We start from the raw sequence: 24379 nt of genomic DNA, 5'->3' as shown, positions 1-24379 counted from the left end.
CGGTTGTAGGATGACCGATGACCGGCGGTGACCAGCAGCGGAGGGAGTACCGGCATGACCGGCGACGGCAGTAGCCTGCACGCGGCCGGGCGGCGCTCCCTGGTGGACACCACGATCGACCAGCTGCGCGAGCAACTGGCCGGCGGGGCCTGGCCGGTGGGATCGCAGATCCCCACCGAGCACGAGCTCGCCGAGCGGCTGCAGGTCGGCCGGAACACCGTCCGGGAGGCGATCCGGGTGCTGGTGCACGCCGGCATGCTGGTCTCCCGACAGGGCGAGGGCACCTTCGTCCGCTCCACCAGCGACCCGGCGGCCGTCCTGCGCGGCGTCCAGCGCTCGGGCATCCGGGACGTCCTGGAGGTCCGGGCCGCGCTGGAGACCGAGGCCGCCCGGCTGGCCGCGCTGCGGCACACCCCCGCGGACGTCGACCGGATGCGGACCGCGCTGGCCCGCGAGGCCGAGGTGATCGCCTCGCACCCCGAGCGGACCGGCCGCGAGGCCACCGTCGAGCACGACCTGGAGTTCCACACCGCCGTCGTCGAGGCCGCGCACAACCCGGCGCTCACCGAGGTGTACCGCTACTTCGGCGCCTCGGTGCGCGAGTCGATGACCACGGCCTTCGGCGACCACGACATGCCCGAGGTGGTCGTGGCCACCCACGCGGCGCTGGTCGACGCGATCGAGAGCGGCGACCCGGACCGCGCCGAGGCCGCGTGTCGTGCGCTGCTCGCCGGCCCGACCGCGGCCGTCGAGCAGCTCCTCGCGGCCATCGCGGCCCGGAAGTAGGACGGCGCGAGCCCCCTTCCGCCGTCCCTCCCTCCTCGCACATTCACGAAAGAACAGCACACCCATGGCCGTCACGCGTGCCCGGCAGTCGGTTGCCACCGCCACCACCGCCTCCTCCCTCCCGCTTCCCGTCCGCACCCGGCTGGCCCACCCCGCCCTGCTGCTGACCGGCATCGTGCTGGTCGCGCTGAACATGCGCGCCTGCCTGGCGGCGGTGTCGCCGATGATCGTCGAAATCCAGCGGACCTTCGGCCTCTCCGCCACCGCGGGCGGGCTGATCACCACCGTGCCTGTGCTGTTCCAGGGCGTCGGCGCCCCGCTCACCCCCCTGCTGACCCGGCGGTTCGGCACCGAGCGGGTGGTGCTGGGCGCCGTCCTGGTGCTGGGCGCGGGCGTGCTGCTGCGGGTGCTGCCCTCGGTGGTGGCGCTGTACGCGGGCTGCGTGGTGATCGGCGTGGCCATCGCGGTGCTGAACGTGTCGATGCCGGGCCTGGTGAAGCGCGAGTTCCCGGACCGCGCGGCGGCGATGACCGGCGTCTACTCGACCACCATGCTGGTCGGCGCGACCCTGGCGGCCGGCCTCTCGGTGCCGCTGGAGCACGCCCTCGGCGGCGGCTGGCAGGCCTCGCTGGGCACCTGGTCGCTGCTCGCCCTGGTCGCCGCGGTGGCCTGGCTGCCGCAGGTGCTGCGCTCCCGACAGGAGCGGGCCGCGGTGGCCGCGGCGCCGGCCGGCCGCCCGGTGGAGAAGCCGATCGAGGGCATCTGGCGCTCGCCGCTGGCCTGGCAGATCAGCCTCTTCATGGGCATCTCGTCGCTGCTCGTGTACACCCTGGTCGCCTGGATGCCGACCATCCTGGCCGACCACGGCATGGACCGCGGCGAGTCCGCCCTGGTCTTCGCCTTCTCCAACCTGGTGCAGGTGGCGGGCGCCTTCCTGGTGCCGCTGCTGGCCGGCCGGATGACCCGCCAGCGCGGGCTGGCGATCGCCATGGCCGGGCTGAACGGCCTTGGCATCGCCCTGCTGCTGGTCGTGCCGGTCTCCGGCGCCTGGGTGTCGGCGACCATCCTGGGCGTCGCCCAGGGCGGTTCGCTGGGCCTGGGCCTGGCCTTCATCGTGCTGCGCACCGGCAGCGCGGCCGGCGCCGCCCAGCTGGGCGGGATGTCGCAGGCGGTCGGCTACCTGGTCGCGGCGGCCGGCCCGGTCGGCGCCGGCGCGCTGCACCAGCTCACCGGCGGCTGGACGGCCACGCTGGTGCTGATGCTGGTGCTGGTCACCGTGGTCGGCGCGGCCGGCTGGGGCGCGGGCCGCAGCCGGACGCTCGGCTGAGCCGGTCGTCCGGCTGACCGGACCGGGCGGCTCCTGGCCGGCCCCTGCCCGGGCGGCTACTCGTCGCCGGCCAGGGTCAGCCCGGCCAGCTTCACCGAGGCCAGCACCGTCGCCGCGACGGTGACCGCCAGCAGCAGCGGGACGGCCACCCCGAACGAGACGTCGGCGCCGATCGCGGCATCCCCCGCGACCGCCTCGGCCACCGAGCGGCCCCACTGCTGGACGCTCAGTGTCCGGGCGCCCGCCACGAAGTTGCCGATCAGCGACTCCCAGATCAGCGCGTACGCCAGACCGGCCACCACCGCGTGCCGGGTGACCACGCCGAGCAGCAGGAACAGCGCGCTGTACGCGGCTCCGGCGACCAGCACGGCCACGGTGTAGCCGAGGGCGACGCCGTCCCTGGTGCCGTACAGCAGCAGGCCGGAGAGCAGCGTCGGGACGGCGGCGAACACCCAGGTGGTGCCGATCGCGACGGCCAGCTTGGTGGTGACGATCTGCCACCGCGGCAGCGGCTTGGCCAACAGGTAGACGATCGAGCCGTCGTCGATCTCGGTGGCGATCACACCGGTGCCGACGACCAGGCCGAGGATCGGCACCAGGGTGCCGAGGCCGAGCTGGCCGAGGATCTTGACGGTCAGGTCGTGCTCGTCCCCGCCGGCGCCGCTCGCGAGGGCCGAGACGAGCAGCAGCAGGGCGGGGACCACCAGCAGCAGGATGCCGCGGCGGCGGCCCAGCAGGCCGCGCAGGGTCAGCCTGGCGACGGTCGGGTTCATGGTCGGTCGGCCCTTTCCTGGGTCCGGTACGGGAGTTCGGTGGCTCGGGCGCCCGGCCTCACGCGGAGACCAGGTAGGAGAAGACGCTCTCCAGCGACTCGTCGGCCGGCGAGACGGTGTACAGCCGGATGCCCGCGTCCCGGGCGACCCGGGGCAACAGGGTGGTGAAGCCCTGGAAGTTCACCGCCTCGATCCGCAGCGCCCGCTCCCGCCCGTCCACCTCGACGCCGGTCGTGGAACCGTCGGCGATCAGCGCGGCGGCCAGCCGGCGGTCGTCGCTGGAGCGGACCAGGTAGCGGTGCGGCCGGTCGGTCATCAGCCGGCGGATCTTCCGGAAGTCGCCCGAGGCGGCGTGCCGCCCGGCCACCACCACCTCGATGTGCCGGGCCAGTTGCTCGACCTCCTCCAGGATGTGGGAGGAGAACAGCACCGTCCGGCCGTCCGCGCCGAACCGGCGCAGCAGGTCCATCAGCTGGAGCCGCTGGCGCGGGTCCATGCCGTTGAACGGCTCGTCGAGCAGCAGCACGGACGGGTCGTGGACCAGCGCGGAGGCCATCTTGACGCGCTGCTTCATGCCCTTGGAGTACGTCCCGGTGCGGCGGTCCTTGGCGTACGCCATCTCCACCAGGTCCAGGGCCCGCCGGGCCGCGGCGCCCGGGTGGGCGAGCCCGTGCAGTTCGGCGTTGGCGAGCACGAACTCCCAGCCGGTCAGGTAGTCGTACATCGACTCCCGTTCGGGGACCAGCCCGATCTGCCGGTACACCTGCTGGTTGCGCCAGATCGGCGTGCCGTCCAGGGTCACCGCCCCGCTGGAGGGTGCGAGGAAGCCGCTCATCATGTGGATGAGCGTGGACTTGCCCGCGCCGTTCGGCCCGAGCAGGCCGGTGATGCCGGGGCCGATCGTCATACTGATGTCGTTGACGGCGACCACGTTCCCGAACCAGCGGGAGACCTTGTCGATGGTGATGGTGGCCATGACGCCCTCTCAAACTCCTCGGTTCATCAGACGCTGCGGTAACGGCGCAGCAGCAGCCCGTACGAGCCGGACACCATCGCGAGGACGGCGGCGGTGAAGACGACCGCGCCGAGCCCGCCGGGCGCGTGCATCCGGCCGACCGCGCCGTCGACGTCGAAGAGCTGGTTGGTCAGGCTCTCCACCAGGTCGTTCGGCGACAGCAGCGCGAACCACTGGGCGGAGTCCGGGACGGTGAGCTCGGTGGCGGTGCCGATCCGGGTCAGGATCGCCACCACGACCGTGCTGATCGCCAGGTACCCCATGATCCCGGCCACCCCGAAGCCGCGGCGCGGGGTGGCGGCGGCGATCACCAGCGCCACCGAGGACGGCACCAGGGCGTACAGCAGGGCGGCGACCAGGCCGATCAGGAAGTGCTCGGTGTTGTGCCCGAAGTCCAGCCGGCCGAGCACCGCGCCGAGGTAGAGCACCACCAGTGGCGCCGCCATCAGCAGGAACTGGGCGCAGACCATGGCGGCGAACTTCGCCCGGACGTAGTCGGCGCGGGTGATCGGGCGGGAGAAGTACAGCGGGACGGTGTGGTACCGGAGGTCCCGGGAGAGCAGCACCGGCGCCTGCGAGGCCAGGAAGATCGAGACGACCGGCGCGAACGACGACAGGTAGCGCGGGTAGTCCAGCGGCAGCGCCTTCGCGTCGGTGGCGAGGGCGATCGCCACCATGACCACGGCGGGCACGGAGACCACGCCGAGCACGAGCATCGGCAGCACCTTGGACTTGCCGGAGCGCCCGAGCCCGTACGCGGCGCGCAGGCTCTGGGTGAACAGCGAGCGGGTGGCGTAGGCGCGGCCGAGCCGGGGGCCGGTGTAACCGCGGTAGCCGATGTCGTGGATGACGCCGGTGGCGGCGGACCTGGTGTCAGGAGGCAGCGACATCGTCCGTCCCTCCCCTGCTCTCGTCGGTGAAGAGTTCGGCGACCCGGTGGCGGCGCTGCTCCAGCCGGACCAGACCGAGGCCCAGTCCGGCGACGGTGTCGCGGATGGTGTCGTAGGTGTCGTCGCCGGCCAGCCGGACCAGCAGCAGGTGCGAGCCCTCCGGCTGGACGGACAGCCCGGCGGCGGCCAGCCGTTCGCGGACCGCGTCGCCGGGTTCGAGCGCGAGGTCCTCCGGGTGGTCGGTGACCTCGACCGCGAGGACGGCGGTCGCCTCGGTGAAGGAGGCGGTGGAGGAGGAGCGCAGCAGCTTGCCGCCGTCGATGACGACCAGGTGGTCGCAGGTGCGCTCCAGCTCGCCGAGCAGGTGGGTGGTGACCAGCACCGAGATCCCGAAGTCGGAGTGGACCCGGCGGATCAGCCCCAGCATCTCGTCCCGGCCGGCCGGGTCGAGGCCGTTGGTCGGCTCGTCCAGCAGCACCAGCTTCGGGTCGTGCACCAGCGCCTGGGCGAGCTTGACCCGCTGCTTCATGCCGGTCGAGTACCCGCCCATCGGCCGGTACCGCTCCTCGTACAGGCCGACGTGCCGCAGGGTGTCCGCGGTGCGCTCGCGGGCGGCGGTGGCGGGCAGCCCCGCCATCCGGGCCATGTGCACCACGAACTCGGTGGCGGAGACGTCCGGTGGCAGGCAGTCGTGTTCGGGCATGTAGCCGACCCGTTCACGGATCTCCGGGCCCCTGGTGGCGACGTCGAGGCCGAGGACCTCGCCGCGGCCGGCCGTCGCCGGGGCGAGGCCGAGCAGGATCTTGATGAGGGTGGACTTGCCCGCCCCGTTGGACCCGACCAGCCCGACCACCCCGGGCTGCACCTCGACGGTGAGCTGGTCGAGGGCGGTGACCCGGGGGAACCTCTTGGTGAGGCCGTCCGTCTTGATGACAGCTGTGGACACCCGCTCAACGTAACGGGCTTACGGGGCAAGGGCCATGAGCTGGAATGACGAGCCCGCCTGCTGCTGCGGTATGACGCTGCCGAGGCTCTCCCCTAGGGGTCGGTGAACAGCCGGGCTGCGCCAACGGCGCCGAGTCGCTCACGGTGAAGTGACCCGACCCGCCCGCGGCATGCGGGCTGGCGGGCTGCCCAGGAACCGTGGATGCGGGCGAGCATCCATCCCTGCGAGTCGCATTCGCTCCTACGGGTGGTCGGGCTGGCGCGGCACGCGCCGCGCCCTGGAGAGTTTCGGCCGGCGGCCGCCGGCGGCGAGTTCGCCGAGGCGCTCGCCGATCACAGAGACTCCGGGGCGGGGCTCCTGCGCGTAGTACCAGGGCTTGCGCCGGCGCAGCAGGGCTTCTCCGTGCTCGCTCCACGTGAACCCGGGCTTCCGCAGCAGCTTCCGGAACACTGCGTCGACGGTTTCCGGGTGGGCGGCGGCCAGCCGGCGGATCGGCAGCGGCGCGATCGACTCCTCGCGCAGGTAGGCGCGCAACACGTCCAGGTGCTGCCGGCGACCCGCGAGGGCCGGGTCGGCGAAGAGGTCCCGCAGCATCCCGTAGTCGGCGTAGAAGTTGAGCCCGTCGACCTCGTCGTAGATGACGCCGACGGTGTCCGAGTCCGCGAGTTCTCGCGGCAGTTCGAAGGCCGGGAAGTCCAGGCCCGGGAGCCGCCCGTCGCGGGCACGGCCCGGATGCTCGGCGACGGCGGCCTCCTGACGGTGCCGGTAGTAGGCGTTGAGCCGGTCCTCGACTTCGGCAGGGGGAAGGACCAGCTCGTCGTTGCCGCAGAACTCGACGAACGCGGCCCGGTCCTCCCGCATCGACTCCCATCCCTGGTCGATCTTCTCGGGGTTGCGGAAGACCAGTTCGGGGTGGCTGGTGGCGAGTTGGAGCGCCGCCCGGGCGATCTCGGTGGCGCTGGACTTCGGGTAGTACGACATCGCACCTGAGATCAGCCATGTCCCGTCGGCAGAGTGGACGGGTACCAGGCACGCGAGGAGGAATCCTCCCTTGGACACTCCGCGGAAGGCCGCCCGCCCGACGTTCGAGTAGGTGCGGTACTCGAGGTCGTCGACCAGGTTCAGCAGGACGACGGCGTCCCCGTCCTTGCGCCGGACCTCGAAGATGCCCTCGACCGGGTCACGCCAGCCGAGCAGCATCTCCCGGTCCACTTCGCTCAAGTCCCGCCGCCCGGCGACGAACCGGTCCACCACGGTCGAACCGTCCGGCAGGCGGTACCGGAGGATGAAGTTGTCGGTGATCCGGATCGCCTCACCCTCGTCCAGCCGCCGCTCGGGGCCCGCCGCCTCCAGCAGGAGGGGGGTCAACCACCGGTCGAAGCGCGTGCCCTGGGCGAAGACGACGAGTTCGCCCTTCAGTTCGGAACTCCGCTCGATCAGGCCTCGCAACGACGCCTCGTCCCCGCTCTGTACAACGACAGCCACGCGAGCCCTCCCGGCCCTGAAGGTTCCGGCGCTCACTGCGCCCAGTAGTAGCGATATGCCTCGACCCACTCCGCTCCGTCCGGAGCCGGGTCCGGCAGTGGAAGGTCCAGTAGCCCGATCGTCTGCCGGAATCCTTCGCGGGTGCACCGGGCGACGATCCTGCCGTCCCGCGAGAGGTCGACGCCGCGCACGGTCACCTCGACGCCCAGCACCACGGTGCTGAACGGCACCGCCAGGTTCTCCTCGACGGCGGCGAACAGAGCCGTCATCTGCTCGTACTCGTCGTAGGTATCGACCGTCGCCTCGTCGACCAACGCGGCGAGTTCCCGTTTACTCAACGTGCCCATGGCGCCACGCTAGCCGACCTGCCCGTGACGTCTCGCGAGCGGTCCGAAACCCGTCCGGTGTGCACGCGTATTGTCGCCGCATGCGCTTGAGTACCGTTATCCTCCCCATCCACCGGTGGAGCGAGGGGCAGAAGATCTGGCGGCGGGCCGAGGACCTCGGGTTCCACGCCGCGTACACCTACGACCACCTGTCCTGGCGGTCCTTCCGGGAGGAGCCGTGGTTCGGGGCCGTGCCGACGCTGACCGCGGCGGCCGCGGCGACCGAGCGGATCCGGCTGGGCACGCTGGTGACCTCGCCGAACTTCCGGCACCCGGTGACGCTGGCGAAGGACCTGATCACGCTGGACGACGTGTCCGGCGGGCGGGTCACGCTGGGGATCGGGGCCGGCGGGACGGGCTTCGACGCGACGGCGCTGGGGCAGGAGGCGTGGTCGCCGAAGGAGCGGGCGGACCGGTTCGGCGAGTTCCTGCCGCTGCTCGACGAGCTGCTGCGCAATGACACCACCACCCACGAGGGCGCCTACTACTCGGCGGTCGAGGCGCGGAACGTCCCCGGCTGCGTGCAGACGCCCCGGGTGCCGTTCTACGTCGCCGCGACCGGGCCGCGCGGGCTGCGGCTGGCGGCCGAGTACGGGCAGGGCTGGGTGACGTACGGGGACCCGAAGGGCCCGGCGGACGTGCCGGTCGAGCAGGCGCCCGGCGTCATCGCGCAGCAGATCGGGAAGCTCACGGCGACCTGCGCGGCGAAGGGCCGCGACGTGGCGACCCTGGAGAAGGTGCTGCTGCAGGGCTCGACGGCGGAGACGCCGCTGGAGTCGCTGGACGCCTTCGTCGACTGGGCCGGGACGTACCGGGAGCTGGGCATCACCGAGCTGGTGATCCACTGGCCGGTGCCGGACTCGATCTTCGCGAACGACCTCGCGGTGTTCGAGCGGATCGCCACCGAGGGCCTCGCGCAGCTGGGCTAGCGGCGGCTGCTCGGCCGGCGGAAGCGGGGCCGGGCCCTCACGGGTGCGGGCGGGTGCGCTGGGCCGGGAGGCTGGGGGCGGGGGCGCGGCGGGCGATCTCGGCGAGGGTGTGGAAGAGGACGTCGCCGAGCAGGACCGGCTCGCGGGAGGCGTCCGGGGGTGCGTCCGGGGAGGGGGCGGCGGGCGGGGCGGTCGGGGGAGGCTCGTCTCGGAGCTGGCGAGTGGGCATGGCTCTTCCTGCCGACGGAGTGACCGTGCACAGTCCTGCCCGCCGCACCCGGGAGACACCCCGGTCAGCGGGCGAATCGGCCGGAAACGGCGCCTCGGGGGCCGAAAGCCGGGCGTCCGACGGGTCGGCGAGGCGGTCCTGTCTCGCCGGTGACCGGCGCGGCACCGATGGGCGAAGATGGACCGGTGACCGAAGCCCGTACCGCCCCCCGCCTCATCGCCACCGACCTGGACGGCACCCTGCTGTGCGCCGGCGGCACCGTCAGCGAACGCACCGCCGCGGCCCTGGCGGCCGCGGAGGCGGCCGGGGTCCAGGTGGTGTTCGTGACCGGGCGGCCGCCGCGCTGGATGCAGCAGGTGAGCGCGCACACCGGCGGCCACGGGGTGGCGATCTGCTCGAACGGCGGCGCGGTGGTGGACGTGCGGCGCGGTGAGCTGCTGGAGTCGTTCCCGCTGCCGGCGGAGACCGCGCTGGCGGTGATCGAGGTGCTGCGCGCCAAGCTGCCCGGTACCGCGTTCGCCTTCGAGTACCCGGCCGGGTTCGCCCGCGAGCCCGGGTACGAGGTGCCGATGTGGGGCGAGGAGGAGGACCACCCGGTCGGTCCGGCGGAGGAGCTGCTGGGGACGGGCGGACCGGTGCGGGGCCTGTTCAAGCTGCTGGCCAAGCACCCGGACCTCGACCCGGACAAGCTGCTGGGCGAGGCCCGGGAGGCGGCCGGGCACCTGGCCGAGATCACCCGCTCGGCGCCGATCCCGCTGCTGGAGATCAGCGCGCCCGGCGTCACCAAGGCCAGCACGCTGGCCCGCTGGTGCGCCGGGCACGGGATCGACCGGAGCGAGGTGGTCGCCTTCGGCGACATGCCGAACGACCTGGAGATGCTGGACTGGGCCGGCACCGCGTACGCCGTCGCCAACGCGCACCCGCAGGTGCTGGCGGCGGTGCCGCTGCACACCGTGAGCAACGAGCAGGACGGCGTCGCGGCGGTGCTGGAGGAGCTGCTGCGGCTCCCGCGGCAGGCGCCCGAGAAGGCCTGAAAGCCCAGCCGGGGAGGCCCGAACAGGCCTAGCCGAAGCGGCCGTTCACGTAGTCGGAGGTCCGCTGGTCGCGCGGGCTGCCGAAGATCTGCGCGGTCGGCCCGGCCTCCACGATCCGGCCCGGGGTGTCGTGGGTGGCCAGGAAGAAGGCGCAGGTCTGCGAGACGCGCTGGGCCTGCTGCATGTTGTGGGTGACGATCACGATGGTGAGCCGCCCACGCAGTTCGGCGATGGTCTCCTCGACCCGCCGGGTGGAGGTCGGGTCGAGCGCGGAGCACGGCTCGTCCATCAGCAGGATGTCCGGCGAGACCGCCAACGACCGTGCGATGCACAGGCGTTGCTGCTGCCCGCCGGAGAGAGCGCCGCCCGGGGTGTGCAGCCGGGTGTGGACCTCGTCCCAGAGCCCGGCCCGGCGCAGGCTGGTCTCCACCAGGTCCTGGCGCTCGTCCTTGGAGACCTTGATCCCGGCCAGCTTGAGCCCGCTGGCGACGTTGTCCTGGATGGACATCGCGGGGAACGGGTTGGGCCGCTGGAACACCATGCCGATCCGGCGCCGCACCTCGGCGGGACGCCGCCCGGGCCGGTAGACGTCGTCGCCCTCCAGCAGCACCTCGCCGGCGAGCGCGGCGCCGCGCACCATCTCGTGCATCCGGTTGAGGATCCGCAGGTAGGTGGACTTGCCGCAGCCGGACGGGCCGATCAACGCGGTCACCTCGCCGGCCGGCATCGCCAGCGAGACCCGCTCCAGCACCTTGTGGGTGCCGAACCAGGCGGAGACGTCCCTGGTCTCCAGCCCGGCCAGCGGCCCGCCGCCGGGGTGCGCGCCGGGCGGCAGCGGCGGGAGGGTGAGGGTGTCGGCGGCCGGGTCGATCGCCGGGGCGTCGGCCGTCGCCACGCCGGTCGCGGGTGTGTCGGTCATCGGTGCATCCGTCATCGGTACGGTCCTCCGGGCGCGCTTCAGTAGAGGTTGGGCAGCAGGGCGGCGGCGTTCTCGTAGACCGCCCAGAGCAGCGCGCCGATCACCGGCGCGAGGCTCAGGTAGGCCGCCGACGTCCGCCAGTACCGGGCCAGCAGGAGCGCGCCGAGCACCGCGCCCAGCAGGCCGAGCGACCACAGCTGCAACGTGGCCAGAGCGCCCTTGTCGGCGGCCAGCGCCTTGTCGTACGGGACGGTCCGGGGCCGGCCGCCGGGGTTCTGCTCGGGGTCGCCCTCCAGCCGGGCGCCGACCATCACGGTCGAGCCGGGGATCCAGTCGGAGTCCCCGGTGACCAGGACGAGGCGGTCGCGGGCCGGGTCGGTGATCGGGTGGTCGCCGTCGCCGTACACGTTGACGGTGTAGGTGAACCTGCCCTGCCCGGTGGTGGCCTCGATCTTGTCGCCGACCCGGAGCTTGGGCAGCTCGGCGAACGGCGCGCCGAAGGTGGCGCCGCGGCCGAACACCACCGCGACGCCGCCCTGGCCGGGCAGTGCGGTGTCCCGGCGGTGGCCGGGCCCGCGCATGAGGTCCCGGCCGGTGGTGCCCTCGACCACGACGGCCTGGTGCAGACCGATCGCCGGGATGTCGATCAGGGCCACCGGGTCGCCGTCGGCGGCGGCACCGGTCGGGGCGACGGCCCGGGCGAGCTGGTCCCGGAAGGTCTTGTACGCGGCGGACTGGAAGTGCCGCTCCTGGACGTGCGAGAGCGTGAACAGGTAGCCGACGAAGCCCAGCACGAGCGCGGCCAGCAGGCTGACCGCCCAGGCGCCCTGGAGGAAGCGGCGCCGCGCGGGGGTGACGGCGGGCCCGGCCGCGGGGGTCCCGACCCGGGGGGCCGGGGGCTCGGCCGGCCGCACGGGGGCGGCCGGCTTCTCCAGCACCGGGGCGGTCACGAGGCGCCGTCCGAGGACTTGCGCCGGCGCAGCAGCCGACGGCCGAGCAGCGGCGGAACGAGTACCACGGCGAGCAGTTCGAGGGCGGTGAGCGTGCTCAGCGTCCAGTCCTCGGGCTTGCCCGACACCTCGACCACGTTCGCCGCGACCTCGGTGGAACCGCTGCCACGGCCGCGGGCGACCACCTGGCCGGTCTGCGGGTCGACCACGTCCTCGGCACCCGGGTCGCCCGCCGCGGCGTCGGCCGCGTTCGGGTCCGCGGCGGCCGCACCACCGGCCGCCGCGGCGGCGTCCCCGGCACCGCCGGTGCCGGTGCCGGAGCCGGAGCCGCCCGCACCGCCCGTACCGCCGGCCGCACCACCGCTCGTACCGCTGCCGGTCCGGCCCGTACCGCCGCTGCCGCCGCCGCCCGTGCCACCCGTACCGCCGGTGCCACCGGTACCGCCGGCCGCGCCGCCGCCACTGCCGCCGCTGCTGGAACCGCCGGCGCCCGAACCGGTCTTGACCGCCTGGCCGTCCTGCACGGTGCAGTCCAGCGGAGCGCCCTGCTTGTCGCACGGGCTCGGCATCGGCGCGTTCTTGAGGACGGTCAGCTCACCGGCGGAGTTGAAGGTCGGGTTGGCGCAGTTGGACAGGGTGTCCGGGTCGACCGGGCTGGCGTTGCCGGGGATGCTCCTGGTCTGCAGCAGGCCGCCCTTGACCAGGCCGCGCGGGATCGGCGAGTAGCCGAGGCCGTCCGCCTCGCCCTGGCCCTCGCACAGCACGTAGGCGAGGAAGCGGCTGAGGGCACTGCCCTTGTCGTTGTTGAAGCGGGGCGGCGGGGGCAGCGCGGCCCCGGAGCGCGGCACGATCACGTAGCTGTAGCTGGAGATCGGGTAGGAGCGCGGGTCGTCCATGGTGTAGACGGAGTCGAGGTTCTGTTGCAGGTAGTTCGGGTCGCTCGCCGGGGTGTTGTCGTCCACGCCGCGGATCTTGGCCGCGGTGAGCGCCACGGCGACGTTGGAGGCGGTCGGCAGCGAGTAGTAGCCGGCCTGGTTGAGCACCTTCACGACCGGCCAGTTGCTGCGCTTGGCGAAGGCGTACTCGTCGTAGCCGATGGTGCCGAGGCCGGAGGAGGCCTTGATGTAGCCGGCGACGACGTCCGAGCCGTTCTGGGCGACCATCCGGCCGGACGGCGGGAAGAATTCGGTGTAGTCACCGCAGGAGACTCCGTTGACGGAGGAGCAGTACGCGTCCCACTGGTCCTTGTGGGTGTGCTCCATCCAGCGGGTGAACTGCGCGGTGGCGCCGGAGCCGTCCGAGCGGACCACCGGGGTGATCGGCAGGTTGGGCAGCGTCTTGCCGTAGTCGGCGGTGATCTTCGGGTCGTTCCAGTTGGTGATCTTGTTGGTGAAGATGTCGACGACGGTCTGCGGCGAGAGCCGCAGGTCGCGGACCTGCTTGCCGCCGACCACCAGGTTGTACATGAAGGTGGTGCCGCCGGCGGTGATCGGTACGTACGAGAAGCCGTAGGTCGGCTGCTCCGCGCTGCCCTGGCCGTTGCGGCGGCCCGCGTCGTTCACGCCGGCGTCGGGCGTGGTGCGGAACGGCACGTCGGAGGCGGTGAAGTCGTTCTGCCCGAGGGTCCAGGAGTTGCGGCCGGCCGCCGAGCCGACCGGATTGAAGCTGATCTGGATGCCCTGCGGCCCGACGTCCTGGCGCCACTGGTCGATGGCCGGACCGGCCCAGCTGGAGCCGTCCGCGCTCAGCGCGACGCTCGCCGCGAAGGCCCGGGAGCCCGGCCCCAGCATCGGCGCGGCCGCGAGCAGGAACAGGGACATCAGCAGGGCGAGCGCGCGGGCCACGGGGCGGCCGGCAGCCTCCCACGACATGGGGACTCCTCTGGGACGGAGGGTGGTTGGGTGGGTCATCAGCTGTTCCCGGGGAGTGGGACGGCGGTGGCCGACGCCTGGGCGGACGCGGTCCGCGCCATCGCCGGACGGACGGCGCCGGACGGCCGGGCGGCTCGTGCGGCGGCCTCGGCGCGCCGCGCCTCCCGGTCGATCCGGCGCTTCTGACGCCCGGTCAGCTCGCCCGGCTTGCGGCCGCCGAGCACGCGCGCGGTGACGAAGAGGATCAGCACCAGGACCATCAGGGTCAGTCCGGCCGCGAAGGCGCGGGCGACCATCTCGGGGTAGGGCTGCTTGACGTAGTTCCAGATGTACAGCGGCAGCGACACCTGGTGCTCGTGGAACGGGTCGGCGTTGAACTGCGAGGTGAAGCCCGAGGTCAGCAGGACCGGCGAGGTCTCTCCGACGCCGCGCGCCATGCCGAGCACCACCGCCGTCACCAGACCGGGCCGGGCGGTGGGAAGCACCACGTTCCACACCGTGCGCCACTGGCTGCCGCCGAGCGCGTACGAGGCCTCCCGCAGGGTGCCGGGCACCAGCCGGATGACCACCTCGGCGGCCCTGGTGACGATCGGCATCATCATCACGGTCAGCGCCAGCGCGGCCGCGAAGCCGCTCTTCTCGAAGCCGAAGGTGATGATGAAGACGCCGAGGATGAACAGGCCGGCCACGATGGAGGGCAGCGCGGTCATCGCCTCGACCAGCGTCCGCACCGGGCGCGCCAGCCGGCCGCCGACCTCGGACATGAAGATCGCCGCCGCGATGCCCAGTGGCACCGCGAACAGCGTTGCCAGGCCCAGCTGTTCGAGCGAGCCGACGATCGCGTTGAGCGCGCCGCCGGAGGTGATCGGGGAGAGCGCGGCGGTCTGCTCCATCGACTCGGTGAAGAAGTTGACGTGCCGGGCCGCCTCGTAGCCGCGGCTGGCCACGTAGCCGATCTGGTCGACGATCAGCGCGACCACCAGCAGCCCGGAGCTCCAGGAGGCCACCGACACCAGCCGGTCGCGCACCATCAGCTTGCCCCACTGGAGCCGGCCGAGCACGAAGTAGCCCGCCAGGAACAGGAGGTACCAGCAGACCAGGAAGCCGAACGCGCCGCTGAACGGCAGCACCCGCTCGTACAGCAGCCAGTTCAGCGCCAGCGAGCCGACCAGTGAGCCGGCCACGGTGAACACGTCCTCGCGGGTCACACCGCCGAGCCGCACCTTGGTCTGGGGGCGCGGTGGCGCGGCCTCGGCGGGCATCTCGGCGGAGCCGGGGGGCGTCGGACCTCCGGGCTCGGACGCGGCGACCGGTGGCAGGTCGAGCGTGGTCATCGGGTCGTCCCTTCGACGCGGTGGGTCATGTCGGTACGCCGCCTCAGTCCGCGGTGGAGGCCCCGGAGCGGGACCGGTTGATCACGAAGCCGGCCGCCACGTTGACCAGCAGGGTCAGCGCGAACAGCACCAGGCCGGCTGCCATCAGCGCGGAGAGCGAGAGCGCGTCCGACTCGCCGAAGCGCAGCGCGATGAGCGCCGAGATCGAGTTGGCGCCGTTCTCCAGGATGTGCGTGATGGTCTTGAAGCTCGGCGAGATGATCAGCGCGACCGCGATCGTCTCCCCCATCGCCCGGCCGAAGCCCAGCATGATCGCGCCGATCACGCCGCCCTTGCCGAACGGCAGGACCACCGCGCGCACCATCCCCCAACGGGTCGAGCCCAGCGCGTACGCGCCCTCCCGCTCGCCCTGCGGGGCCTGGGAGAACACCTCCCGGCTGAGCGAGGTCACGATCGGGATGATCATCAGCGCGACGACCACGCCCGCGATGAAGGTGGAGGAGGTGTAGGAGGTGCCGATGTCGCCGGTGCGCACCTTGAGGAAGGGGATCGTGTCGCCGAGGTGGTTGGTCAGCCAGCGGACGAAGCCGATGATGCGCGGCTGGAGGAAGAACAGCCCCCACAGGCCGTAGATGATGCTGGGGATCGCCGCCATCAGGTCGATCAGCGAGATCAGCGCCGCCCGCAACCGGACCGGCGCGTACTCGGAGATGAAGATCGCGGTGAAGAGGGCGACCGGGACGGCGATCACCAGGGCGATGACGGCGATCAGCAGGCCGTTCGGCAGGACGGCCGCGATGCCGAAGTTGTGCGCGGCGGTCTGCCACTTCTGCTCGGTCAGGAAGGACCAGCCGACCGCGCGCAGCGCGTCCGTGCCCCGCAGGACCAGGAAGAACGCGATCATCCCCATGATCGCGAAGACCGAGAGCCCGGCAACCCGCAGCACCCCGCGGAACAACCGGTCGCCCGGGGTCGCGGGGGCGGTGATGGCGCGCGGGACGTCCCGGTCGGGCCCGTGGTCGGGTTGGCCTGGCACCCCGGCGTACGGTGCCGCGGGCTCGGCGGCGGATGTCATGGTCTGCTCTCCGTGCTCGGGTGCGGGGGACGGATCCGGTGCGTACCCATTCGGCCAGCCACAGGTGGCCGGATCGGGTCGTGCGTGTGTACGAGGGCCCAACGCGGCAACTCCGTAGCGGAGTTGGGAACTCCAAAGGGCCGGACCGGACCGGCGAATGACGTGTCCGTGCTGGCGTTTCCCACCCAAGTCCTTTGGTGTGGGCGGCATTTGACTTCGATCACGCGCGGTCGGACCATTGGCCAATTCCGTTCCAGACGCAACGCGCGTTGACTCCAAGCGAGTTCACCCATGCGAAGCGACTCCACCCATGCGAAAACGACTCGGCGGGGCCGAAACGGCGGCCCCGCCGAGTCGTGCTTCGGTGATTCCGTTGTGTCGGCGCGTCAGACCGTCACGGACGGCGGCGCACCCGCGACCAGCCCTTCCGCACCTCCGCCAGCGCCCGCGCCCCGGCGGGCGTCCCGCCCAGGAAGAGCGCCGCCGGACCGCCGACCAGCAGCACCAGGCCGCCGATCAGCGCGACGGGCAGCAGCAGCCGGGCGGCGCCGGAGCGGTCGGACGCCGGAGTACCGGCGGCGACGGGCGCGGCGGACAGCGACTTGCCGGGCGTGCTGGGCGCCGCACCGGGCTTGGCACCCGCACCGGCACCCGCCGCCGCGCCGCCCGCCGCCGCCCCCGCTCCGCCGGCCGCGGTGCCCGCACCGCCGGTCGCGGCGCCCGCACCGGTGCCGGACAGGCCACCGGTGGAGGACCCGCCGGACCCGCCGGACGCCAGGTCCCCGGTCCCCCCGGAGGCCGCGGCCCCGCTCCCGCCGGACGCCCCGCCCTCACCGACCTGGGCGACCGAGGCGACGCCCTGCCCACCGTCCGTACCGGAGGCCGACGTCGAACCGTCACCGCCGGTCGCGGGCGGGTTCGGCGGCGCGGCCTGGTTGCCGGGCAGCTTGGCGTCCTGCGCCTCCAGGTGGCCGATCGCGTCCGCGGTCTGGGTCCGCTGGGCGGCGGTCAGGGCGAGGAAGCCGGGGGCGAGGTGGCCGGGCTCGTACCCGTAGACCTGGCCGGTGGTGGTCACCGCGCGCATGAACGTGGTCATCGCGGCCACCTTGCCGGCCGCGACGTCCTTGGTCGGGAGCATCGCGTACTGCACGGCGGTCAGCGGGTAGGCCTTCTGGTCACGCGAGAGGGCCGAGTCGGACGCGCCGTACGGCAGGGACTGTACGCCGGTGGCCTGGTCGACGGTCATGTCGGCGACGGCCGCCTGGAAGCCCGGGCCGTCCGGCGGGACGAACCCGCCGGCCGGGTTGAGCAGTTGGGCCTCGGGCAGCGAGTAGGCCTTCGCCTCACCGGTGTCCATGATCGCGAACAGGGTCCGCTTCCCGATCTTGAGCGGCGGGCACAGGTCGTGCGAGCCGTCCGACTTCGTGTCCCCGTTGACGCAGTTGGGCTGGTTCCACAGCACCTTGCGCACCACGTCGTTCAGCCCGGTCGAGATCGGGTTCCACTCGAACTGCTTCCAGTTGCGCTTGGCGTCCTCCGTCGCGTCCGGGATCCCCGAGGAGTCCTGCCGGACGAGGGAGTCGGTCGGGTAGCCGGAGAAGGCGGGGCGCAGGTAGAAGCTGTCCACGTGCATGCCCCACGGGTCGGACTCGCCGTCCAGGAAGCGCACCGCGTCGGGGTCCGAGGCGATCCACGACGTCAGCTGGTACGTCATGTCCGCCGTCCCGCCGAACACCGTCGGGGTGGTGTTGTTGGAGAGGCAGCCCGTGGGCCAGGAGACCGTGCCGTCCGAGGGCAGCGGGTTCAGCTTCTGGAACTCCGGGTCGTCGAAGATGCAGATCGGGTTGCCCTTCACCGACGGGATCGCGGCGCCGGGCGAGGCGTAGGACTGCGTGAGCAACTTGGCCAGCAACCGCGCGTTGAGCTTCATGCTCCTGATCTGCCGACCGGTGTTCGGGTCGTCCACGACGAACACCACGGAGATTCCCGAGGTCGCGATCGGCGCGTACACGTACGGGCGCGGTGGCGGCGCCTGGGTGTCCGGCCGGGACGCCAGCGCCATGTCGCCGTTGCCCGACAGGAAGTCCGCGCGGGCCTGCGCGTCGCCGTTCGCGAAGCCGTACGTGAGCGACATCGGCTCGGTGCCCTGGCACAGCCCGGCCTGCCACTGCGCCATCGCCCGCTTGGCCGGTTCGAGTCCGGCCACCCGGAAGGCCGCGTGCTGGTCCGGACAGGCCGCCGCCGTGGGGGCGAACTCCAACGGCACCACCGCGCGGCGCTCCCAGGAGCACTGCTCGGACGTCTTCATGTTCGTGTAGCGGTTGATGGTGCCGTTGAGCTTCAGGTCGGACGCCATGCCGAAGTCCAGGTCCAGGCTGTGGTTGTCGCAGCCGAGGACGCCCTTGCGGGTCTTGTCCGCCCAAGCGATGGTGTCGCCACCGTAGTTGGGCTCGACGACCAGCGAACACGGGTGCTTGTCGTCACAGCCCAGGGTGGGGCTCTGGTCGGCCGTGTAGAGCTCGATGTCCGCGAAGCCCGAACCGTCCGCGCCCGTGACCGAGACGGCCATGTTCGACGGGTAGTCGGGGAAGGTCGTCCCCGGGGCGGGCGTCTTCTGCTGGAAGCCCGCCGCCGCGTCGGCGTTGTACAGAGTGCTGTCGTAGCAGTCGGTGACCTTGGGGTCGGTGCCCCGGCACTGGTACACCCGCACCTGGTAGAAGGGCTGCTCGCTACGCGGTGCCGGCCCGTTCAGCCAGGGATCGCCGTTGGCGTCCGAGGTCGGGGTGAACCCCTTCCAACTGACGTGGACCACCTGGTTGACCAGGTTCTTGGTCTGCGCGACGCTCACGCTCCCCTCGGGGCCGTACACGCCGCCGTTCGGCTGCCACACCTTGGGCCCCGGCACCGTGACGGCGGAGCCCTCCGCCACGGCCTGCGGCAGGGCCCCCAGGCCGATCGGCAGCACGCCGATCGCGACCACCGACGACCACACCGTCGCGAGAGCGGGCAGTCGGCGGCGCCACCTGCCCCAAGGTCTCCGGTCGGGCGGTCGGACTCTCATGGCGGGCACCTCCGTGCGATTGCGCGCCGCCGGGAGACGCGGCGCAGGGGATCAGGCATCGAGCGGCCAACGATTCCGGTACCCGTCCATTCGGCCAGCCGCAGATGACCGGGTCCGGTCGCGCGCGTGTACGAGACCACAACGCGGCACCTCGGTCGCAGAGTTGACGCCTCCACGGGAAAACAGGCCCGTGCCTGTCGGCACGGGCCTGGACCAACCGGTGGGCGATGCTCAGCCGTTGACGGTCAGCGTGAAGGAACCGACCGCCTGACCGTTCGTGAAGAAGGCGGTGTTCAGCTTGCCGTCGAGGAACTGCGCGCCCGAGGCGTCCACGGTGAGGGCGGACGCGGTCAGGGACTGCGTGGTACCGCTCTGCTCGGTCCGCTGAAGGCCGGCCGGCTTGAACAGCAGGACCGGGTCGGTGGCGCCGTCCGGCACACCGGTGAGGCGCCAGTCGTCGGCGCTGAACGCGAGCTGCTTGAAGAGCACGCTCTTACCGGTGAAGACGTCGACGAACAGCAGGCTGCCACCGAGCGTCGCGTTGCCGTAGTAGCCGCGCAGGTTGACGCTGCCGCCGGTCACCGGGAGGCTCGTCGACAGGCCCGCGGTGGTGTTGTAGGAAACGCCGGCGTTCGGCAGCGGGACGATGAACACGCCGTTGTTCGCCGCGGCCTGGAGGAAGGTGTTGTTCTCGGTCACCACGGCGCTGCCGGTGGGGGCGGGAGCGCCGTCGGCCGCGGCCACGCCGCTGAAGGCGGTGACGGCGAGGACGACCGCGACGCCGCCGGCGAGGAACCGACCGGTGGTACGGGACATGCTGGTCTCCTTGGGAGAGGAAGGTTTCGCGCTGAGGGTGGAGCACCGGTCCGAGGACCGGCCGACGGGTCCGACCGGAGCCGGATCCGTGGTTCAGGGGTGCGGTACGGAGCCACAGGTGGGCAGCGCGAGATTCCGCGTCCCGCCGGGTCGGCGGCGACGGTGGGGCGCGGGGTGCCCCGTGGTCTCAGGTGCGGGTGGCGACACCGCGGGCCGCGGTCGGCAGCAGGTGGGCGTTGTGGTCGGGGGCCGGCTGATCCATCAGCCGGCCCGTTCCCTTCGGGACGCCCTGCCGGTGGGCCGGCGGCCACGGGCGCGAAGCCCGTGGCCGCCGGATGGTGCGGGGTGAATCAGGTGAGGGTGGCGACACCGCAGGCCGGGGTGGCCAGGAAGCCGTAGCTCGCCAGGTCGGCGGCGGCGACCGGGTCGGTGCAGATCCAGCCGTTGGAGCCGAAGATCGCCTGGAGCGCCTGGCCGTGCGCGTCGGTCGCCGTCCACTCGGTGTCGCGGACCACGTTGTAGACCACGCGGCCGAAGGAGGAGTTGGCGAACTTGGTGTTGATCACGTTGTTGGTGATCGGGGTCAGGGTGGCGCCGTTGACCACGATGTTGCGCAGGGTCAGGCTGCCGGGGGCGTCGGTCGCCGTGCCGTGGCCGCCGACGGTCTGGCCGAGGTAGTGGGCGACGGAGTAGGGGAAGACGACGTTCGGGTCGGTCAGGTTGGCGTCGGTGCCCTCGTTCTCCTCCGGGCCGGTGGTGACGCAGGCGCCGGGGGTGGTCACGCCGATCGCGCCCAGGAAGAAGGAGCGCGTGCCGGAGTCGGCCTGCGGCAGGAACGGCTTGATGGTGGCGTTCGGCAGGCTCGCGTTGATCTGGGTCCAGTTGGTGGTGGTGCAGTTGTAGATCGCGGTCAGCTGCGCCGAGGTCAGCTGCGCCGGGGCGTTGCCGGTGCTCGGGGCGGACCAGGTGACGGCGTCCTTGGCGAGCGCGACGAAGTCCAGGCCGTGGGCGTCGGTCGCCGCCGGGCCGCGCGAGGAGCGGGCGAAGTCCACGGTCGCGCTGGTGTTGGCGACCAGGGCCTTGATGCCGGCGCCGGAGCCGTTCGGGCGGGCGATCGAGGTGGCACCGGTCTTGGTGGTGATCGGCGAGGTGCCGGTCGCGTCCCAGCTGTACAGGTGCGGCGCGGTGGAACCGGCACCCAGGGAGGCGTTGTAGTCGGCCGAGAACTGGTTCAGCAGAACCTGGATGGTGTCCGAGCCGACACCCACGATGTCCTGGGCGGCCGGGGTGACACCGGCGGCCGGGTCGGCGACGGCCGAGCCCGAGGCGACGGTGGCGAGGGAGGTCGCCAGCGCGGCGGCGGTGAGAAGCTTGGCAGCGGTCTTACGCATGTTCTTGTTCCTCCGGTGGGAGAGACCTGCATCGCGTTACCCGGGCCCTGATGGGGAGCCCGGGGCCGGGGGACCGCCTCCGCTGCGGCCCGGTCCGGCAGTGCTGATCCTGTCTGGCCGGCAGGTCGCGCCGGAAGGGTGGTCGAGACCGGCTCGGGAATGTCGACTCATCGGTTCGACGAGGTTTAGGCACTGGTCAGTGCGCACGTGACAGGGGCACAACCCGGTGTCCGAACCCGGTCGACGTTCTTCTCCAGGAGGCGGCTCGGGGGGGTGCCGGAAACCTGCGCTTCACCGGAAGAGCACGAACGCCCCGGTCGCCTCACAGCGGCCGGCGGACGTCCCGCCCGTTGCGCCGCAACTCCTGCCCCACCCACTGCAATCCGGCCAGAAACCCCTCGATCCCCGCCTGGCACTGGTCGCGCCGCAGGTACCCGCGCGCGCTGCGCGCGACCGGAACGGCGTCGGCCGCCCCCGGCCGGGTGCTGCGCACCGGCAGGTAGGCGGACCAGACCCACTGCCGGCCCTCGGACTGCCCCGTCGAACACCGCAGGGCGGCCCGTTCGATGATCAGTTCCCGTACCGCCTCGGCGAGTTCGTCCTCGCTCCGGTACGTGCGCACGCCGACGCCGAGCGGCCGCCCGTTGGCGGCGCGCAGGGCCCAGCCCAGGCAGCGGTCGGCCGCGGGCACGATCAGCAGCCGCGGGCCGCGCCGCTCAGCGGCCATCGGTGCGTCTCAACGACACGGCCCTCTCGGGCAGTTCCCGCGGGGGCTGTTTGGCGAGCAGCACGACGAAGCGGCGGAAGGCGTTCTGGCAGGTCGCGTACCGCTCGTAGGCGCGGCTGGAGCGCACTTCAGGGAGGCTGCGCGAACCCGGGATGACCCAGATCCAGCCGATGCCGTCGCGGACGTGGGTGATCCGCGCGGTGAGCTCGGCGGCCCCGACGCGTAACCCGTCGAAGCCGCGCTCGGCCTCGCCGGGTGTCTCGAACATGGCCGGGGTGATCGCCACCACTCGGCCGTTCGGCGCCTTCAGCTGCCAGCGGTAGCGCCCGTCCGGGGCCCGCTCAGTCCTGAACCCGCCCCGCCTTACCCCTGCTGCGGTGTTCCCGCGGCCAGACGCGTCCACTGCTCCCCCGTCCGGTTACCCCTCCGAGACCGGAGCAAAGCTATGTGTGCACACTGAGCCGCCGAAAGCCCAGAACGTTCACAACTTGCGCTGTTGGTCGGGAAGTTCTCCCTCGTTTAACTTTCACCAGCCAGCTGCGAGAGGGCGATCGGGGCCGGGCTCAGAGCCGGGCCGTCCAGCGGACCATGGTGCCCTTCCGGTACGGCCCGACCTCGTGCCAGGCGTCGCCGCCGAGCGCCTCGGCCCGCCGGGTCAGGTTGAGCAGGCCGCTGCGCCGGCCGCCCGGCGGAATGCCGATGCCGTCGTCGGTCACCGTCAGCAGTACGCCCGGTCGCCCGCCCCGGTCCAGCGAGTCCGGGTCGCCGCTGACCGGCCGGCCGCCGTCGTCCAGGTGGGCGGTCGCGTCGATCTCCACGCCGACCCGGGAGGCCCGCGCGTGCCGGGCCGTGTTGGAGAGCATCTCCCGTAGTGCGGCGAGCAGTTGACGGCCGGTGTTCTCGCCGACCAGGCTCTCCACCGGGCCGACGAAGCTCACCGACGGCTTGAAGCCGAGCGCCGCCGCGGCCTGACTGGCCTCCCGCAGCACCCGGGTGCGCAGGGTGTCCGGCGCGTCGCCGTGGTTGTCGTGCTGGAGGGCGTAGATCGTGGTGCGGACCTCCTGGATGGTGGCGTCCAGTTCGTCCACCGCCTTGCCGATGCCGACCTTCACCTCGGGCACCACCGACCGCCGGGCCGCGCTCTCCAGCATCATCCCGGTGGCGAACAGCCGCTGGATCACCAGGTCGTGGAGGTCGCGGGCGATCCGGTCGCGGTCCTGGAAGACGGCCAGGCGCTGCTGGTCGCGCTGGCCCTCGGCGAGCCGCAGGGCGAGCGCGGCCTGTGAGGCGAAGGTCTCGGCGAGTTGCTTCTCGGTGTCGGTGAACGGCAGCGCGCCGCGCGGGCGCCAGACGCAGAGCCCGCCGAGCACCCGGCCGGCGGCGACCATCGGGACGGCCATGGACGGGCCGAAGCCGCGGGCGAGGCGGATCATCACGGTCGGGTCGCTGGACATGTCGTCCAGGTAGACGCTCTCCCCCGAGAGCAGCCGGGCCGCGAAGCTCTCCTGGGGCAGCAGTTCGCCCCGGACGAACTCGGCGGCCTCGCCGGAGGCGTGGGCGACCCGCATCTGCCCGCCGCCGTCCTCCGAGGGTTCGGTCGGGAGCAGGATCATGCCGAGCGCGGCGTCCGCCAGCTCCCGCACCTGCTCGGCGGCGACGGTCAGCGCGGTCTCGGCCTGGTCGGTGGAGAGCAGTGCCGTGGTGACGGCGGAGGCGCCGGCGATCCAGCGCTCCCGGCGCCGCCCCTCCTCGTACAGCCGGGAGTTCTCGATCGCGACGCCGGCCGCCGCGGCGAGCGCGTGCACCACCTGTTCGTCCTCGGGGGTGAAGGCGCCGCCGCCCTTCTTCTCGGTGAGGTAGAGGTTGCCGAAGACCTCGTCGCGGACCCGGATCGGTTCGCCGAGGAAGGTCTTCATCTCCGGGTGGTGCGGCGGGAATCCGGAGGAGCGCGGGTCGGCGCCGAGGTCGCCGAGCCGCAGCGGCTCGGGGCGGTCGATGAGCGCGCCGAGGATGCCGCGCCCGGCGGGCAGCTCGCCGATCGCGGCGGCGGTCTCGTCGTCGATGCCGACGTGGATGAAGTCGGCCAGGCCGGTGCCGCCGGGGGCGATCACGCCGAGGGCCGCGTACCGGGCGTCGACCAGTTCGGCGGCGCCGGTGGCGATCCGGTGCAGGGTGGCGTGCAGGTCGAGCCCGGCGCCGATCGAGACCACCGCCTCCAGCAGCCGCTGCATCCGGTCGGTGACCGCGGCGGCCGACTGCAGGCGCTCCGCGACCTCGGTGACCAGGGTGTCCAGCCCGAGCGAGGCGATCTCCGGCACCCGGTGGGGTGTCGGCTCGGGGGCGGAGGGGAGGTCTGGCGTGGGGTCCATGAAGAAGAGCCTAGTTTGTACGGTTTTCAGCCGAAGGATGGCGCGACCAGCGACCAGCGACCAGCG

22 protein-coding genes are annotated in these 24379 nt (G+C 72.6%); 4 read left to right on the top strand and 18 right to left on the bottom strand.

Translation table 11 applies throughout. The annotated features are described in order from the left end of the window. Positions 1–54: 54 nt before the first annotated feature. Both ACIO5E_RS08680 and ACIO5E_RS08675 read left to right on the top strand, forming a co-directional pair. Positions 55–786: a FadR/GntR family transcriptional regulator gene (locus tag ACIO5E_RS08680; protein ID WP_400665076.1), complete on the top strand. Its 732-nt coding sequence runs from the start codon at positions 55–57 to the stop codon at positions 784–786. Positions 787–850: 64 nt separating this feature from the next. After that, on the top strand, positions 851–2113 hold the full coding sequence (locus ACIO5E_RS08675; protein WP_400665073.1) for a CynX/NimT family MFS transporter: 1263 nt from the start codon (positions 851–853) through the stop codon (positions 2111–2113). Positions 2114–2169: 56 nt separating this feature from the next. Here the strand turns inward: ACIO5E_RS08675 and ACIO5E_RS08670 are convergent, their stop codons facing one another. From ACIO5E_RS08670 to ACIO5E_RS08645, 6 genes are all read right to left on the bottom strand, one after another. Then, positions 2170–2886, bottom strand: coding sequence for an ABC transporter permease (locus tag ACIO5E_RS08670; RefSeq protein WP_400665070.1), 717 nt, complete (start codon positions 2884–2886; stop codon positions 2170–2172). 58 nt (positions 2887–2944) lie between these two features. Next, complete coding sequence (locus tag ACIO5E_RS08665; RefSeq protein ID WP_400665067.1) at positions 2945–3862, bottom strand: ABC transporter ATP-binding protein; 918 nt, start codon at positions 3860–3862, stop codon at positions 2945–2947. A gap of 26 nt (positions 3863–3888) precedes the next feature. Further along, positions 3889–4791 carry an ABC transporter permease gene (locus ACIO5E_RS08660; protein WP_400665064.1) on the bottom strand — a complete coding sequence of 301 codons (903 nt, stop codon included), beginning with the start codon at positions 4789–4791 and terminating at the stop codon, positions 3889–3891. Continuing rightward, complete coding sequence (locus ACIO5E_RS08655; protein ID WP_280673996.1) at positions 4775–5737, bottom strand: ABC transporter ATP-binding protein; 963 nt, start codon at positions 5735–5737, stop codon at positions 4775–4777. Before ACIO5E_RS08655 ends, ACIO5E_RS08660 begins: the two co-directional genes overlap by 17 nt. A gap of 240 nt (positions 5738–5977) precedes the next feature. Beyond that, positions 5978–7222 carry a hypothetical protein gene (locus ACIO5E_RS08650; protein WP_400665060.1) on the bottom strand — a complete coding sequence of 415 codons (1245 nt, stop codon included), beginning with the start codon at positions 7220–7222 and terminating at the stop codon, positions 5978–5980. 32 nt (positions 7223–7254) lie between these two features. Further along, positions 7255–7569 (bottom strand): hypothetical protein, encoded by a 315-nt coding sequence (locus tag ACIO5E_RS08645; RefSeq protein WP_400665057.1) that lies wholly within the window; start codon positions 7567–7569, stop codon positions 7255–7257. 80 nt (positions 7570–7649) lie between these two features. On the opposite strand from ACIO5E_RS08645, the gene ACIO5E_RS08640 reads away from it, so the two are divergent. Next, positions 7650–8537, top strand: a complete 888-nt coding sequence (locus ACIO5E_RS08640) for an LLM class flavin-dependent oxidoreductase (protein WP_400665054.1) — start codon at positions 7650–7652, stop codon at positions 8535–8537. Positions 8538–8574: 37 nt separating this feature from the next. Here the strand turns inward: ACIO5E_RS08640 and ACIO5E_RS08635 are convergent, their stop codons facing one another. Beyond that, entirely contained in the window at positions 8575–8766 is a 192-nt protein-coding gene (locus ACIO5E_RS08635) for a hypothetical protein (protein ID WP_400665051.1), read from the bottom strand. Positions 8767–8933: 167 nt separating this feature from the next. Here ACIO5E_RS08635 and ACIO5E_RS08630 point away from each other — a divergent pair, with 167 nt between their 5' ends. After that, positions 8934–9800, top strand: coding sequence for an HAD family hydrolase (locus ACIO5E_RS08630; protein WP_400665048.1), 867 nt, complete (start codon positions 8934–8936; stop codon positions 9798–9800). A 28-nt stretch (positions 9801–9828) separates the two neighbouring features. On the opposite strand, the gene ACIO5E_RS08625 is transcribed toward ACIO5E_RS08630, so the two are convergent. The 11 genes from ACIO5E_RS08625 to ACIO5E_RS08575 form a co-directional block, all read right to left on the bottom strand. Beyond that, the gene (locus ACIO5E_RS08625) at positions 9829–10719 is read right to left on the bottom strand and encodes a phosphate ABC transporter ATP-binding protein (RefSeq protein ID WP_400665045.1); all 891 of its coding nucleotides are present in this window, start codon (positions 10717–10719) and stop codon (positions 9829–9831) included. Between the two features lie 38 nt (positions 10720–10757). Then, the gene (locus ACIO5E_RS08620) at positions 10758–11669 is read right to left on the bottom strand and encodes a class E sortase (RefSeq protein ID WP_400665042.1); all 912 of its coding nucleotides are present in this window, start codon (positions 11667–11669) and stop codon (positions 10758–10760) included. Then, positions 11666–13540: a substrate-binding domain-containing protein gene (locus ACIO5E_RS08615; protein ID WP_400665039.1), complete on the bottom strand. Its 1875-nt coding sequence runs from the start codon at positions 13538–13540 to the stop codon at positions 11666–11668. The genes ACIO5E_RS08620 and ACIO5E_RS08615 overlap by 4 nt, the downstream gene beginning before the upstream one ends. A gap of 38 nt (positions 13541–13578) precedes the next feature. Beyond that, on the bottom strand, positions 13579–14874 hold the full coding sequence (pstA, locus tag ACIO5E_RS08610; RefSeq protein WP_400665036.1) for a phosphate ABC transporter permease PstA: 1296 nt from the start codon (positions 14872–14874) through the stop codon (positions 13579–13581). Positions 14875–14917: 43 nt separating this feature from the next. Next, the gene (gene pstC, locus ACIO5E_RS08605) at positions 14918–15949 is read right to left on the bottom strand and encodes a phosphate ABC transporter permease subunit PstC (protein ID WP_400665033.1); all 1032 of its coding nucleotides are present in this window, start codon (positions 15947–15949) and stop codon (positions 14918–14920) included. A gap of 394 nt (positions 15950–16343) precedes the next feature. Next, positions 16344–19010 carry a hypothetical protein gene (locus ACIO5E_RS08600; protein ID WP_400665030.1) on the bottom strand — a complete coding sequence of 889 codons (2667 nt, stop codon included), beginning with the start codon at positions 19008–19010 and terminating at the stop codon, positions 16344–16346. A gap of 231 nt (positions 19011–19241) precedes the next feature. After that, positions 19242–19826: a hypothetical protein gene (locus ACIO5E_RS08595; protein WP_400665028.1), complete on the bottom strand. Its 585-nt coding sequence runs from the start codon at positions 19824–19826 to the stop codon at positions 19242–19244. Positions 19827–20176: 350 nt separating this feature from the next. Further along, a complete protein-coding gene (locus ACIO5E_RS08590) occupies positions 20177–21217 on the bottom strand; it encodes a PstS family phosphate ABC transporter substrate-binding protein (RefSeq protein ID WP_400665026.1) in 1041 nt (346 codons plus the stop codon). Positions 21218–21539: 322 nt separating this feature from the next. Next, positions 21540–21944 (bottom strand): hypothetical protein, encoded by a 405-nt coding sequence (locus ACIO5E_RS08585; RefSeq protein ID WP_400665024.1) that lies wholly within the window; start codon positions 21942–21944, stop codon positions 21540–21542. Next, the gene (locus tag ACIO5E_RS08580) at positions 21934–22212 is read right to left on the bottom strand and encodes a hypothetical protein (protein WP_400665022.1); all 279 of its coding nucleotides are present in this window, start codon (positions 22210–22212) and stop codon (positions 21934–21936) included. Before ACIO5E_RS08580 ends, ACIO5E_RS08585 begins: the two co-directional genes overlap by 11 nt. 295 nt (positions 22213–22507) lie before the next feature. Further along, positions 22508–24313: a GAF domain-containing protein gene (locus ACIO5E_RS08575; protein WP_400665019.1), complete on the bottom strand. Its 1806-nt coding sequence runs from the start codon at positions 24311–24313 to the stop codon at positions 22508–22510. Between the last annotated feature and the right edge of the window lie 66 nt (positions 24314–24379).

Origin of the sequence: Kitasatospora sp. NPDC087314, assembly GCF_044744365.1 — a bacterium.
Taxonomy (GTDB): Bacteria; Actinomycetota; Actinomycetes; order Streptomycetales; family Streptomycetaceae; genus Kitasatospora.
This window is presented reverse-complemented; position numbering and strand designations above follow the sequence as displayed.

Excerpts from the sequence above, each read along its gene's own strand:
- ACIO5E_RS08680 (WP_400665076.1), top strand. The coding sequence starts at position 55 with ATGACCGGCGACGGCAGTAGCCTGCACGCGGCCGGGCGGCGCTCCCTG.
- ACIO5E_RS08675 (WP_400665073.1), top strand. The coding sequence starts at position 851 with ATGGCCGTCACGCGTGCCCGGCAGTCGGTTGCCACCGCCACCACCGCC.
- ACIO5E_RS08670 (WP_400665070.1), bottom strand. The coding sequence starts at position 2,886 with ATGAACCCGACCGTCGCCAGGCTGACCCTGCGCGGCCTGCTGGGCCGC.
- ACIO5E_RS08665 (WP_400665067.1), bottom strand. The coding sequence starts at position 3,862 with ATGGCCACCATCACCATCGACAAGGTCTCCCGCTGGTTCGGGAACGTG.
- ACIO5E_RS08660 (WP_400665064.1), bottom strand. The coding sequence starts at position 4,791 with ATGTCGCTGCCTCCTGACACCAGGTCCGCCGCCACCGGCGTCATCCAC.
- ACIO5E_RS08645 (WP_400665057.1), bottom strand. The coding sequence starts at position 7,569 with ATGGGCACGTTGAGTAAACGGGAACTCGCCGCGTTGGTCGACGAGGCG.
- ACIO5E_RS08640 (WP_400665054.1), top strand. The coding sequence starts at position 7,650 with ATGCGCTTGAGTACCGTTATCCTCCCCATCCACCGGTGGAGCGAGGGG.
- ACIO5E_RS08635 (WP_400665051.1), bottom strand. The coding sequence starts at position 8,766 with ATGCCCACTCGCCAGCTCCGAGACGAGCCTCCCCCGACCGCCCCGCCC.
- ACIO5E_RS08630 (WP_400665048.1), top strand. The coding sequence starts at position 8,934 with ATGGGCGAAGATGGACCGGTGACCGAAGCCCGTACCGCCCCCCGCCTC.
- ACIO5E_RS08625 (WP_400665045.1), bottom strand. The coding sequence starts at position 10,719 with ATGACCGACACACCCGCGACCGGCGTGGCGACGGCCGACGCCCCGGCG.
- ACIO5E_RS08615 (WP_400665039.1), bottom strand. The coding sequence starts at position 13,540 with ATGTCGTGGGAGGCTGCCGGCCGCCCCGTGGCCCGCGCGCTCGCCCTG.
- pstA (WP_400665036.1), bottom strand. The coding sequence starts at position 14,874 with ATGACCACGCTCGACCTGCCACCGGTCGCCGCGTCCGAGCCCGGAGGT.
- pstC (WP_400665033.1), bottom strand. The coding sequence starts at position 15,949 with ATGACATCCGCCGCCGAGCCCGCGGCACCGTACGCCGGGGTGCCAGGC.
- ACIO5E_RS08600 (WP_400665030.1), bottom strand. The coding sequence starts at position 19,010 with ATGAGAGTCCGACCGCCCGACCGGAGACCTTGGGGCAGGTGGCGCCGC.
- ACIO5E_RS08595 (WP_400665028.1), bottom strand. The coding sequence starts at position 19,826 with ATGTCCCGTACCACCGGTCGGTTCCTCGCCGGCGGCGTCGCGGTCGTC.
- ACIO5E_RS08590 (WP_400665026.1), bottom strand. The coding sequence starts at position 21,217 with ATGCGTAAGACCGCTGCCAAGCTTCTCACCGCCGCCGCGCTGGCGACC.
- ACIO5E_RS08585 (WP_400665024.1), bottom strand. The coding sequence starts at position 21,944 with ATGGCCGCTGAGCGGCGCGGCCCGCGGCTGCTGATCGTGCCCGCGGCC.
- ACIO5E_RS08580 (WP_400665022.1), bottom strand. The coding sequence starts at position 22,212 with ATGTTCGAGACACCCGGCGAGGCCGAGCGCGGCTTCGACGGGTTACGC.
- ACIO5E_RS08575 (WP_400665019.1), bottom strand. The coding sequence starts at position 24,313 with ATGGACCCCACGCCAGACCTCCCCTCCGCCCCCGAGCCGACACCCCAC.